Here is a 12,880-nt window from a genome sequence, read left to right as displayed (position 1 = left end):
GCCGTAAAGTTCTATTTATAGATTTGGTTATACCGTCTATTTGCGGGAGTACTATTTGCCCCTTCCGACCGTGCTGAACTTCGCTAACGATCTCCTTTGCTTTGTCGCTCATAAGCCCTCCTTCGCCCCCCATCAGTTTCAAGGCCTTAAACTCGTAGTCAGTATCAAGGGTACCTTTTGCGGCCAACTCGACAACCAGCATGTGCCCGGACTAACCGCTATCCTGGTCAATCGCAATACCGTTCACGCTCTGAGTGCGTCCGAGGCCACCCTACTCATTTATTACATCGATCTTCTCTCTCCCCTGTATCACCGCCTGCTGACGTTGCTCAATGGTCAACTCTGGCTGGATTTGTCGGTGCAAGTCTCCGCCCTAAACCCGGAATGGTCGTTTGTCCAACCGGAGAATACCCCTCCGACACGCGCGCAAGAGTTACTGGGCCTCCTTTTTGGGTTTCCTGACCACTCCCAGGGTTTCCGGTTTGATTCCCGAATCCAGATATTGCTAAACTATATCGATGGGCACATTCAGCAACCAATGACCTTATCGGATCTGGCGCCGTTGTTAAGGCTATCGGTCGAACGGACCAGGCATCTGTTTGGGGAGCAACTAGGTATGTCGTTCAGTCAATACCTGATCTGGACGCGTATGAAACGGGTGATTCAACACGTGTTTCGCCAGCGTAGCCCGTTGGGAAAGACCTCCGTTCAGTATGGGTTTAAAGACCAATCGCATTTTGACCGGATGTTTAAGCGAGCCTTCGGGACAAATTTCAAGGCCTTACTGAGAAGTAATAATTCCCGGATGTTCCCCATCCAGCACGTCGGTTGAATGCCTGCCTGGGAAAAGAAATTTTAGGTGTATGGCTGGCCCGACGGCTTCCTGAAACAGCAGCCTTTATCATTGCCTGGTTAGGTAAAGCGTATCGCCTTGCGGCCTGTTTCCTCACAAAGTGCTCTCTGATTTTGACTATTTTTTGGTTTTAGCCGTTACATTCTATTTTATCGATTTCAGCCTCCATAAATTTGAAGACTAATTGGTTTGTAGTTAACGTATATAGATATGCGTTAGATTCCTTCGCCTTCGATCAACTTTTTTTTGACAATGGGTAAGCCAGGCGTGTAGACGTGGTATGACCTGTAGCGTTGACGTCATTCGTTGGCCCTCATGTCCTGAAAGCGCATGGTTTGCCGGTTGATTTATCCGCTTACTGGCCACGGTAAGCGGTGCGCGGTGAACGGTTTGCAAATGCCCTCTACCGTCCATTCACCTGCTTTTCTCATACGATTACTTCCTGAAAGGAGTTAACCCTGGGGTAGCCGTTTCTCCGTTGGCTTAACGCAGTCAACCGGTAGGGGTACGGTCGCTCGTTCCTGAGTAGGCGAAACAAATGGCTATAAACTAATTATCGCCTATGTATTAAGTAGGATCAACAACGGTATACCTAACGCTTGACATCTTATTATTTAGTAAACTACGTTTTCTTTATTAATTAATTAACATACGTAACAATCTCTTATATAGACCCTTACCTTATAAGTTAACATACATTCGCCCTGGCTAAACTATAATTTAGTCGGGTAGCTGCATTCCGGTGCTTTTATAAACTATAACGGGTGATGCTGCTGCCGGGTGAGACGTGATAAACTTAACAGTACACTTTATCCGGGCGGAAATTTCTTACCCTAAACAATGGGAGCAATGGCTAAAGGGACTAACAGTTATCGATCCAGGATACAGTCTTACCGGGAAGTTAATTGTATAGCCTCACCGACAAACGCGCTACTACTAGGTCTCTGTACGTCGGTGAAATGCTTTTGTTACCCCTTTATAAAGCAATTACCGACAAAAAAAACTATAGCAACCCGGTCATTACAGGTATAGGTTCTTTTAGAAACGTATATAGACGAGCGTTATTTTTAGTAAATTTATGATTATTATTTAGCTACAAATAAGTATACCATATTGATGTATTATGTATAACTATCGGATAATCTAGCCGTTAACTTAAAATAATCAGGCTACTTATACCCTGTGGGCATGTTGTCAACATACACATTATAAAAAGTTGACTAGTTTATTTGTATGTCTATATTTGAAAACAAGACATTACGGAGCCGTATATGTTAATGATGAGCCGATGTAGCCTGCATACATTATATATTTTAAATAATTGAGCTAACAAGTATTTTAAACGGTATGATAAGAACTAATTAGTAGTAACATTAGCCGCAACGTTCTATTTTTTGCCTGGATTGCATCTAATCTTTGTGCACTTATCCGTCCCCCCAGACAAGGGGTAGACTTATACACCGAACATTAACTCTAAATCCGCATGGCTATGAAGCAGCGCATCTCCTTTTTCCTATTGGTTTAAGTAGGTCAGCCTATTGAATGACTCACTCGACCGGATGCTCAACAGGTAGCCAGTTTACCCCGGTAGAGGCTAAAATGATCAAGTCCATTTTCCCATGATCAGGCCCTTTATGACGTATGGCCGCTTTTTGACGTTGGGATAAAATCAGTAGAAAAAAAAACGTGCTGCGCGAGACCCTTTCCCGAAAGTGGCGTCATAAGGGCCTACCAGCATTTCTATAAACGTAACCTAGTTTTTACCGAATCATCCGGCGGGGCATCTGTACCTGCCGGATACGTATCAATAGTAACTGTATCAGGATTTTTGACCCCCCGGTGGTAGACCTACGACTACCAGGGGTTACAGCCGATTTTTGCCAATTTTTTTACTAAACATCTCCAAGTATGAATCCAAACGCTACCTGGCCAGGGCTGCCAGCGCCTATGCCTTTATCCCGAACGCACGGGAGTACCCACCCCCCTTTCCCGAACCGGCTCTCCGCCCGACCGGGTGAAGGGCTTATACCAGAAAACAAAAATGTAACCCAAAAAATGACTATGACGAATCACTTTACACACAAACGGGAAACGCCGGGATGGCTCCTCCTCATGCTGCTGTTTTGCCTGTTCGCTGCCGGGCAGGTAGGGGCACAAAATTATGTTTACCCATTAACTCGCGTTAATAGCGGTGGTAGTTCCGGTGATGGGGGGCTTGCTAGTGCTGCGTTTACAATCAGTCATACAGGCCTTGCGGATGATGGGACTTACCTTTATTTTATGCAATACCGTAGCACAACTACGTCTGCAACCGTCCGGCGGATAAATAAGGCTACCGGAATCATTGATCTCTATACCAACAATTCTACCGGTGTTGGGTTGGTAGACGGGCCCGTAGCCAGTGCAAAATTTGGCGGTCTTGTCTTTGACATCCAATATGATGGTGCCGGGAATTTATTTATTGCCGATTTTGACAATTCGGCTGTTCGAAAAATTAATATAGCTACAGGCATAGTCAGTACGGTCACCACGTTCGGTAGTAATGACCAGCCAACCTCAGTGGCAGCTAAGAACGGTATTTTGTATATCGGAACTGAGCTATACGTTTATAAATATGTACTGGCCACCAATACAAAGACCATTGTAGCCGGTAACGGGACACTGACAAATGTAAACGGTGCCAATGCACTTTCGTCAGGCGTAGCCTATGTTGGAGGCCTTTGTATAAACAGCACCGGAACTCTATTGTATTTTAATAATATTAACCTCAATACCTCTACTGGCTCTACCCTTAATTCCGGCGCTAAAAAGCTGGATTTGACAACCGGCATTCTGACCAATATTGACTGTAATAATTGTAGTTCGCCAAGTCTCGCCGATAATGTTCCTCTTAATACAACGCGTATGGGGACTGTAGGTAATGGGGCAACTGGCGTTGGCAGGTCGATGGCTATAGACCAGTTTGATAATTTATATTTATCCACACCAGGAGTTGCAGCAATAGGCGTACAAGGTGCCTATATATCGAGGGTTAATACAATTACCGGCATCCTGACCCATGTTATCGGCAACAATTCGGATGGAACTGCCGGAACCGTAGTTAATAACAACGGGGGTATATCGGGCCCAGCGCTGAGCACGGGTATTTGGGGGTACCTTAATGTCAATAACGGATCTGTTTCAGTCGGTACCGACGGTATTCTTTATACTAAATGTGGTTTTAATGGCTTCCGTTATTCTGCCGGTATGGTACCTGACGCACCAAGTCTTACCAAGAGTGTTTCCCCGAGTACTATTGTAGCAGGCGGCACAGCTACGTACACCTTCACAATCACGAACACAGGCACCACCAATTTTGCCCAGTCGGGCCTGTCCTTTACGGATGCCCTACCAAGTGGCCTGCGCATTGCCGCTACGCCGGGGGTCACGGTTTCCGGCTTAACCGGGGGCAGTGTGGCCGCTACGGCCGGTGGTACGTCCATTGCAGCATCCGGCTACAGCATTGCTGCGGGTGCAACGGGCACCATCACCGTCAACGTAACCAACGCAACGGGTCAATTAAATGCCTCCTGCGGAGCGAACCCGGCGGCCTTCACCAATGGCGCGGCTAACATTACGGCCATCAGCACCAATATGGATAATAATGTAGGCGATGTCTGCCTGGTCGTTGCGGCCTGTACCACGCCATCAACGCCAACGGTTGCCTCGGCTACGCAGCCCACCTGCGCGGTCGGCACGGGCACGATCAATCTATCGGGTCTGCCGTCCGGAGCCTGGACACTCAATCGGACGGGTACCAGCTCGGCTACCATCACGGGCACGGGCACTACGTATGCCGATGCCGGTCTGGCACCAGGGACGTATACTTATACCGTTACCGTCATTACGTGTACCTCGCCAGCCACCTCGGCCCAAACCATCAACGCGGCCCCCGCAACGCCCAGTGCGCCAACCTTTGCCACGACTACGCAACCTACCTGTAGTGTAGCCACCGGCACGATCAACCTGACGGGCCTGCCCGCTACGGGCACCTGGACGCTAACCCGCTCGGGCACCAGCTCGGCGACGCTAACGGGCTCCGGCACTACGTATGCCAACACGGGGCTGGCTCCAGGCACGTACACCTACACGGTAACCAACGCCAGTGGCTGTATTTCCCCTGTCAGTGCAGCGCAAACGGTTAATTCGCAACCCGCTACGCCATCGACGCCAACCTTTGCCGCATCGGTACAACCCACCTGCGCGGTCGGCACAGGAACGATCAACCTGACGGGCTTACCCGCCACGGGCACCTGGACATTGACCCGCTCGGGCACCAGCTCAGCAACGCTAACAGGCACCGGTACTACGTATGCGGATGCCGGTCTGGCCCCAGGCACATACACCTACACGGTGGCCAATGCCGGTGGGTGTACCTCGGCTGCCAGCGCAGCGCAAACCATCAATGCGCAACCGGCTGCACCCAGTGCGCCAACCTTTGCCACGACTACGCAACCTACCTGTTCCGTGGCTACCGGCACCATCAACCTGACGGGCCTGCCTGCCACGGGCACCTGGACGCTGACCCGCTCGGGCACCAGCTCGGCCACGCTAACGGGCTCCGGCACGACCTACGCCGATGCCAATCTGGCCGCGGGAACGTACACGTATACGGTAACGAATGCGGGCGGTTGTACGTCGTCAGCCAGTGCGGCCCAAACGGTTAATCCACAACCGGCTGCGCCATCGGCCCCAACGTTTGCCACGACTACGCAACCTACCTGTTCCGTAGCCACCGGTACGATCAACCTGACGGGCTTACCCGCCACGGGCACCTGGACGTTAACGCGCTCAGGCACCAGTTCGGCCACCATCACAGGCACGGGCACTACGTATGCCAACACGGGGCTGGCCCCAGGCACGTATACCTACACGGTAACCAACGCCGGTGGATGTACCTCGCCTGCCAGCGCGGCCCAAACGGTTAATTCGCAACCCGCAACGCCATCGGCTCCAACGTTTGCCGCATCGGTACAACCTACCTGCGCCGTCGGTACGGGCACCATCAACCTGACGGGCCTGCCCGCCACGGGAACCTGGACGCTCAATCGGACGGGCACCAGCTCGGCCACCATTACGGGCACGGGCACGACCTATTCCAACACAGGACTGGCTCCCGGAACGTACACCTATACGGTAACCAACGCCGGTGGATGTACCTCGCCTGCCAGCGCGGCCCAAACCATCAATGCGGCCCCCGTTACCCCCGTCACGCCAACGCTGAGCGCCACGTCGACGACCAACGTTTGTTCTGTTACTACGGCTAGTCTTAGCGCGCTGGTCACCAGCACAACACCTGCCGGCAGCACCCTGGAGTTCCATACGTCGGCGACGCCAACCGCGGGTAACCTGGTCAGCACACCCGGTGCCATTGGTGCCGGAACGTACTATGCCTTCTACGTGAACACGACAGGCGGCTGCTACAGTCCGGCCAGTGCCGCCATCACCGTGACCATCACGACCTGCAGCCCTTCTGATCTGACGCCGATCATGACGGTGCTACCGTCTACCACCTACGGTACGACGAACATCACGCTGGTAACCGACGTCTACGAGATCAACAGCGTAGCCACTACGGGTCCGATAACGGTCTATGTATCGAAGGACCCGCTCCTGACGGTTACGTTCAATGGTTCCGCTACGTTCATAAACGGCAAAACCGTGCAGAACAGTGCCTGGACAATGACCAGCAATAGCAGCTATTACATCCTGACCAGCACGCAGACGATACCAGGGGGCGGAAAACTCTCCTTTGGTTTGAATGCGGTGATGACACCCGGTGCTACAACCGGGGTCGCAACGATGAGCGTGACCATTATTGGCAGCAGTGGGGGTGAAACCAATGGCGCCAACAATACCGACTCGGAGAAGATCAATTATTTCTCTAACTAAGCGATCGTGCATTCATCCGGTGGTTCTGGCGATCCAGCCAGAACCACCAAATTCACTAGACATATGATTAATTTTAAACCTTATTTGCTGGGCCTGGCACTCTGGCTGTTGCACCTGAGCAGCAGTTTTGGGCAGGCTGATCCGGCCGTTACCGGTCGCAACTTACTACCAGCCCCGATTATTGGGGGAGTGGGGTCCCCCCTTTCGCTCACCTTCACTATTGGCAACAACGGGGCCGTGCCCATTTCGGGGGCGAATGTCATCAACCAAATGGGATTCGCCATTACGTTAGGGAATTGTGCCCCCAGCCCCGTGGGTACGGGCGCGCTGTCGGGTCCGCTGTTGAACTATTTCGATATTACGTATGTGGCGTCAATCAATTCGTTTCTGGCACAGCAGAAAACCGGCGTCGTATTGGGACCTGTATCGGTCTACGATCTGGTCATTGCCGCCACCGTAACGACAGCCTCCTCAACGACGGCCGTCAAGGACATCGGGGCTTCGTGCAATATTCAGCCGCCCCCGGCGCTGAATAACCAGCCAGCGGGTAACGATAATGCCGCCATTTATACCTACTCAACCCAGGCACCGATGCCCGTTTCGCTGGTGAGCTTTACGGCTCAGGCGCAACCGGATCGCTCCGTACTGCTGAACTGGAGCACCAGTTGGGAACAGGCCAATAAAGCCTACGTGATCGAGCACAGCAAAGACCTCACCAGCTATGAAGAAGTCGGGCGGGTAACGGACGTAGCGGGAACGAGCAAGACTGTAAGCCAGTACCAGCTTGTCGATCGCAATCCGTATCGAGGCACCAGCTACTACCGGCTCCGGCAGATCGATCTGGATGGCAGTTCGCGAACATATCCAGCCGTAGCGGTGGTGGTCGACGGCCAGTATGGCGTGTATCCTAACCCCGTTCGGACGCAGAGCTTTACCCTGTCGCTGGATGAGCCGACCACGGCGGTCCTGCATTTTTACAGTGCGTCGGGCAAAGCGGTTACCCTGGAAAAAGGGGCCAGCGGCTCAAATACGATCGAGCTGAAGTCTACGGAAAGCCTGTCAGGGGGCGTGTATGTCCTAACGGTTGAGGAGCGCGGTCAGGTTCGTACCCATAGGCTGGTCGTGCCTTAACCGATTCCTGCGTTTGCCCGCCAGCGTATTCGTACGCCCGGCGCGGCCCGAATAGGCTGGTTTGGGCAAATGTTCATTTGTTTTTGCAACCACCGGTCGGTATCCGACATTCTCTAATCTATTTTATGAGTACAGATCATACTACGTCCATGCTGCGACCCGCCTACCCCGGCGAGTCGTCCCAGAATGCCCTCCCGTCATTCCAGAAAGCGAGTATTCGTACCGTACCGAATTCATTGGATACCTCGACCGTTTCACTGCTTCGTGGGAAAAGTCAACCGCAGACGGATCTGCCGGATAAGGACCACCTGGTACCCGTTAACGCCAGATATTCACCCAATCCGGACAGTTCGTTATCCGATCCGCCCGTATGGTCGGACACGTCCCCCAAGCCCGATCTGATCATGGAGCCTACAGAAGAATCCGCTACGTTCCCTTTAACAGGTGATGTGGGCGAAAACATCCTTCAGTTGCTCACGAAAGGCCAAAGTGTGGCTCAGATTTCGGCGCTGTTGCAAATTTCAAAAACCCTGGTAAAACGCTGGCAGCGTCGGCTAACAACATCTGATTTTATGAAAATGGATGGACGACGGCTTTACGATGATGCTTTCAAGCAGGATGCTATCAGGCAACTCAATCAGGGTGTTAGCGTTCGGAAATTGTCGCTCCAGTTGGGCGTCTCGCAGGTCACGCTCCATAAATGGAAAAATAAGGAATTAATGGATCGGGAAAGTCACCTCTATCAATTTATGCACGACCCACTACCAGACGCCCAGGATGGGTCGCGCGCTGCGTCAAACACCGGGGAGACTGGGTCCCCAACTACGGACAATCTAAGCCAGCAGCTCCAGGAGCTTCGGGAAGAGCGGGACATTTTAAAAAAAGCGTTAGTCATCCTGCTCCGTTCGAGTTAATGGGTATTCTTTTCCCTGGCACAGTGAAGGCTACTCCTGACAACAAACAGTCAGGAGCTGGCTATTCACCTACTTAACTTGCTCAGTTTTAGAAAGGCTGCTAGTCTTACTGACAGCCTTTTTATTAATACTAAGTAGCGATCTCCGGCTACACATCTAAAAGGTCGGTTAACCACGACAAATTCTCCCCGAAGCAAAGCTGGCATTCATCATTATTCGATTGCCTGTATTCCGTAGCGTTTCGTTCACCCTTACCATTTTCACCCTGCTTTACGTCGCTGGTTAATGGCAAAGGATATGTCATATGTTCTACAGTACAAGTATTTATAAGAACCGATATGGAATATTTATCTGATGAGGAATTAGTTTATCTGTACCTCAAAAATACGCAGTCTGTCTATCTGGGACAGCTGTTTATCCGCCACCGTTCCAATATTTATAGCAAATGTCTGTCCTTTAGTAAAGATCCGATTGAAGCGCAGGATATGACGCAGGATATTTTCATAAAGCTAATGAATAAGCTAGGCAGTTATCGGGGCGAGTCAAAGTTCTCCACCTGGATTTACGTGCTCACCCTTAATTTCTGCCGCAATTATGTACAGGCGAAAAAGAAAAGCCAAAAGCTATTTCTGGATTGCAACTGGGATCAAATAGACGTAGCCTCAGACGATACATCCGCAGACATCGCCGAATTGGTAGCACGCCAGCTTGAATGGTCACAGAAGCAACTCTCCAAGCAAGAGCAAACAATGCTGAAATTGAAATATGAAGACCAGATTAGCGTCAGTGCCATTGCCCAAGCCCATAACCTGACAGTCTCTGCGGTGAAGATGAAGCTTATGCGCGCGCGCAGAAAAATTCGACACACGTACTACGGACAAGCCAGTTGGATCGTCGAGTCCCCCCTTACGGTCCCGGCTAACTAACTCGTAAGTGCCATGTCACTGGCGTAGTACGATCACTAAACCAGCGTAAGAAAACAGGAAGGGCGTCAAATCAAGTAATTGATTTCTGGTTGGGTTGATGGAATACCAAGTACTTAACGCCTTTTAAAAGAGCGCCAGTTTGCGATATGGCTCAAAGGTTACTGTTTGTGTCGGTAGTCTTCGGGAGAAGTACCCGGTTTTTAAAAAGTACCGCCCAAAAGCAGATTAAGTCCTAAGCTGTACGTAATCGACAATCCAGGGCAGAGCTGGAATCGCTGAATCCGATTTGAGTCGGATTCGGTGACTGTCTGAGATACGGATCGTGATTTGTGTCACCTTCAACAAATGACAGCTTTACTTCATTATAGTCTACCCTGATAGAAAAAATCAGCAAATCATAACGCGCCGACCTGTTTCAGGGTGCGTCATGAAATAAGGAGTGAGCTGGAACACCGTTTCAATAGCAGACTGAGTCAGTACGTCGTCGGGATGACCAATGCCATAAATGCTTCCCTGATCGATCAGGATCACTTTCTGGGCGTACTGTAGCGCCAGATTGATGTCATGAACGATAACGAACACGACCATATTCTGCGATGCTAAATTACGTACCAGCTTTAGAATCTGATGTTGGTAATGAATATCCAGTGCCGAAATTGGCTCGTCAAGAAAAAGATACTTGACAGACTGATCCGACGGTTGCCGGTACAACTGAGCCAGTACCCGAGCCAGGTGAACTTTCTGTTTTTCCCCACCCGACAATGAGGCAAACGCACGGGTTTTGAACGAAAACATGCCCACCGCTTCCAGACAATCATCAGCAATCTGTTTATCCTGGCGGGTTGGATTGAGATCAAAATATGGATAGCGGCCCATCATCACTACGTCTGTCACACTCAGGTCAAACGGCAACGACAGCAATTGGGAAAGCACCGCTTTCTGCCGGGCCAACGTAGGCAGCGGTATCGACTTCAGCGGTTGATCGTCATACCAGACCTGACCCTGATAGGGCATCTCTGTTCCCGTCAATAGCTTCAGCAACGTACTTTTCCCCGCTCCATTCGGGCCTAATACCATCGTAAATTCGCCGGGCAGCAGTGTCAGCGACACATCGGTTAATAGAAGGTTACCCCCGATTTTAAATGAAAGATGTTCGGCTCTAAGCATAAAAACCTCCTTTCTGAAACGACCGGGCATTGCGGACGAGCAGCCAGATAAACACGGGAGCGCCAACGAATGCGGTAATGACACCAATTGGAAATTCGGCGGGTGCCACCAGCCTGCGGGCAATGGTATCGGCCATCGTGAGTAATGACCCACCCAGTAACGCCGAAGCGATGACCAGAAATCGATTATCGGATGTTTTCAGTAATCGGAGCAGGTGCGGCACCACTAGTCCAACAAATGAAATTACGCCAACCATCGCTGTTCCAACAGCCACCAGCAGGGTGTTTAATAGCAACACCTGAATCTTGAGTCGGTCGATATTGTAGCCAAGGTGCCGCACTTCATCTTCCCCTAAAATAAGGATGTTCAGCGCTTTGGTAAAGCGAAGGGCCAGCAGAATACCAACCATCGTAACAGGCAGCACAATGGCAAACTGGGTCCAGTCGGCCCCGGAAAAAGTGCCCAGATTCCAGAACGTAATGGATCTCGCCTGCGGGTCGCGAGCGATGTACGACAGAAAACCTGTGCCACCGGCTGCCAGTGCGTTAATGGCGATACCCGCCAGAATCATGGTCGCTACGTTTACTTTGCCGCTCATTGACGCAATTCGATACACCAGAAATGTCGCTAGAAAGGCAAACGTAAACGCAACACATGGAAGCAAAAACAACCCCAGCGCGTCGGTAAAGGCCCAGTTAATGTTCTTGCCAAGCACAAAAACCAGAGCGGCACCCAGGGCCGCGCCGGAACTGGTTCCAACCAGTCCCGGCTCAACGATGGGGTTGCGAAATAATGCCTGCATCAGTACGCCCGACACCGACAGTCCGGCCCCAACGGTGGCGCACAGTAACACACGGGGCAACCGAATCTGCAAAAAAAGGCCCTGCGAAATCGGGTCGACGGTTTCGTTTGAGAAGCCGATGCCATTCAGCAAAATATGTCCGATATCATCGAACGACAGGTCGACGGCCCCAATTCGCAAAGCGGCCACGATGGACAGAAGCAGGAGAACGGCTAAAAATCCATACCAGCTTCCCGATGTGAGCGACGATACTTTCATTACTGATGAATTAACTTCATGAGCATCTGTACATTTTCGCCCGTGCGCGGTCCAAGATAAATCAGGTCGTGTTCTTCGATCCGGTAAATCTTTTTGTTCTTACCCGCGGGCGTCAGCGCGATGCCAGGAAGCGTCGCTAACTTCTCGGCGTTACCCAGCCGGTCATAGCCAAAATCCGTCACCAGAATGATGTCCGGCTGGGCTTTACTGATGATTTCGGGGCTGAGTGGTTTCATGCCTTTCAACGTATCCATTACGTTTTTACCACCCGCCAGACCGAGCATGTATGAAGCGGTTCCGGCCTTACCGATAACCAGGTAATTGTTGATTACCCGTCCAAAATGAATGATCGCGACGTTGGGGGTGGTTTTGTACTGCTTCACATCGTTAGCGGCTTTGGCCAAGTCAGCATCCAGCTTTGTTTTCAGGCTATCAGCCTGTTTTTGAGCACCAAACTGGGCAGCCAGCGAATCAAACAAAGCTTTGACTTCTGGAATGGTGTGTGCATCGGGGAATACCTTCATCGGCACGCCCACTTTTTTCAACTGCTCCATCACCGCTTCCGGCGCTACGTTGCCATCGTGGTAAACGACCGTGGGTTTAAGGGCAATAATCCCTTCAGAATTCAGAAGGCGGTGGTAGCCTACTTTCGTAAGCTTCTGCGCGGCTGGTGGATACGTGCTGGACAAATCAACGCCCACCAACTGATCACCGGCCCCCAGAGCGTAAATCAATTCGGTCAGTTGCTTGGCGACACACACAATACGCTGTTTGGTAGTGGCTTCTGTCTGGTCTTTTTTATTAGACGTACAGGCCACGATACCAAGGGTGACGAGCGCTAGTAAAAGAGCTGTTTTAATAATTTTCATTGATTCGTAGATGATTAAATAGTGATCTA

9 protein-coding genes are annotated in these 12,880 nt (G+C 51.0%); 5 read left to right on the top strand and 4 right to left on the bottom strand.

Going from position 1 to position 12,880, the window contains the following annotated elements; genetic code table 11:
• Positions 1-70 precede the first annotated feature (70 nt).
• The 4 genes from BM202_RS19560 (at position 71) to BM202_RS19545 (ending at position 8,829) form a co-directional block, all read left to right on the top strand.
• Complete coding sequence (locus BM202_RS19560) at positions 71-832, top strand: helix-turn-helix transcriptional regulator (protein WP_143100716.1); 762 nt, start codon at positions 71-73, stop codon at positions 830-832.
• A 1,929-nt stretch (positions 833-2,761) separates the two neighbouring features.
• On the top strand, positions 2,762-6,784 hold the full coding sequence (locus BM202_RS19555; RefSeq protein WP_093829196.1) for a beta strand repeat-containing protein: 4,023 nt from the start codon (positions 2,762-2,764) through the stop codon (positions 6,782-6,784).
• A gap of 63 nt (positions 6,785-6,847) precedes the next feature.
• Positions 6,848-7,915, top strand: coding sequence for a T9SS type A sorting domain-containing protein (locus BM202_RS19550; RefSeq protein ID WP_093829194.1), 1,068 nt, complete (start codon positions 6,848-6,850; stop codon positions 7,913-7,915).
• A 125-nt stretch (positions 7,916-8,040) separates the two neighbouring features.
• Positions 8,041-8,829, top strand: a complete 789-nt coding sequence (locus BM202_RS19545) for a transposase (protein WP_093829192.1) — start codon at positions 8,041-8,043, stop codon at positions 8,827-8,829.
• A gap of 148 nt (positions 8,830-8,977) precedes the next feature.
• On the opposite strand, the gene BM202_RS37295 is transcribed toward BM202_RS19545, so the two are convergent.
• A complete protein-coding gene (locus BM202_RS37295; RefSeq protein ID WP_177236628.1) occupies positions 8,978-9,133 on the bottom strand; it encodes a hypothetical protein in 156 nt (51 codons plus the stop codon).
• Positions 9,134-9,167: 34 nt separating this feature from the next.
• Here BM202_RS37295 and BM202_RS19540 point away from each other — a divergent pair, with 34 nt between their 5' ends.
• The gene (locus BM202_RS19540; RefSeq protein WP_093829190.1) at positions 9,168-9,755 is read left to right on the top strand and encodes an RNA polymerase sigma factor; all 588 of its coding nucleotides are present in this window, start codon (positions 9,168-9,170) and stop codon (positions 9,753-9,755) included.
• A gap of 387 nt (positions 9,756-10,142) precedes the next feature.
• Here BM202_RS19540 and BM202_RS19535 read toward each other — a convergent pair whose 3' ends face one another.
• From BM202_RS19535 to BM202_RS19525, 3 genes are read right to left on the bottom strand one after another with little or no spacing between them, the layout of a single operon-like run.
• Positions 10,143-10,922, bottom strand: a complete 780-nt coding sequence (locus BM202_RS19535) for a heme ABC transporter ATP-binding protein (RefSeq protein ID WP_093829189.1) — start codon at positions 10,920-10,922, stop codon at positions 10,143-10,145.
• Positions 10,915-11,982, bottom strand: coding sequence for a FecCD family ABC transporter permease (locus BM202_RS19530; protein ID WP_093829187.1), 1,068 nt, complete (start codon positions 11,980-11,982; stop codon positions 10,915-10,917). The genes BM202_RS19535 and BM202_RS19530 overlap by 8 nt, the downstream gene beginning before the upstream one ends.
• Positions 11,982-12,851 carry a heme/hemin ABC transporter substrate-binding protein gene (locus BM202_RS19525; RefSeq protein ID WP_093829185.1) on the bottom strand — a complete coding sequence of 290 codons (870 nt, stop codon included), beginning with the start codon at positions 12,849-12,851 and terminating at the stop codon, positions 11,982-11,984. The genes BM202_RS19530 and BM202_RS19525 overlap by 1 nt, the downstream gene beginning before the upstream one ends.
• Positions 12,852-12,880: the final 29 nt, after the last annotated feature.

It is taken from the genome of Spirosoma endophyticum (genome assembly GCF_900112365.1).
GTDB classification, from domain to species: domain Bacteria; phylum Bacteroidota; class Bacteroidia; order Cytophagales; family Spirosomataceae; genus Spirosoma; species Spirosoma endophyticum.
Note: the sequence above shows the minus strand (reverse complement) of the source record. Positions and strands in the feature narration are given on the sequence as shown.

Bases quoted from the DNA above. Each gene is read 5' to 3' on its own strand.
- BM202_RS19550 (WP_093829194.1), top strand. From the start codon at position 6,848: ATGATTAATTTTAAACCTTATTTGCTGGGCCTGGCACTCTGGCTGTTG.
- BM202_RS19530 (WP_093829187.1), bottom strand. From the start codon at position 11,982: ATGAAAGTATCGTCGCTCACATCGGGAAGCTGGTATGGATTTTTAGCC.
- BM202_RS19545 (WP_093829192.1), top strand. From the start codon at position 8,041: ATGAGTACAGATCATACTACGTCCATGCTGCGACCCGCCTACCCCGGC.
- BM202_RS19555 (WP_093829196.1), top strand. From the start codon at position 2,762: ATGAATCCAAACGCTACCTGGCCAGGGCTGCCAGCGCCTATGCCTTTA.
- BM202_RS19525 (WP_093829185.1), bottom strand. From the start codon at position 12,851: ATGAAAATTATTAAAACAGCTCTTTTACTAGCGCTCGTCACCCTTGGT.
- BM202_RS19540 (WP_093829190.1), top strand. From the start codon at position 9,168: ATGGAATATTTATCTGATGAGGAATTAGTTTATCTGTACCTCAAAAAT.
- BM202_RS37295 (WP_177236628.1), bottom strand. From the start codon at position 9,133: ATGACATATCCTTTGCCATTAACCAGCGACGTAAAGCAGGGTGAAAAT.
- BM202_RS19535 (WP_093829189.1), bottom strand. From the start codon at position 10,922: ATGCTTAGAGCCGAACATCTTTCATTTAAAATCGGGGGTAACCTTCTA.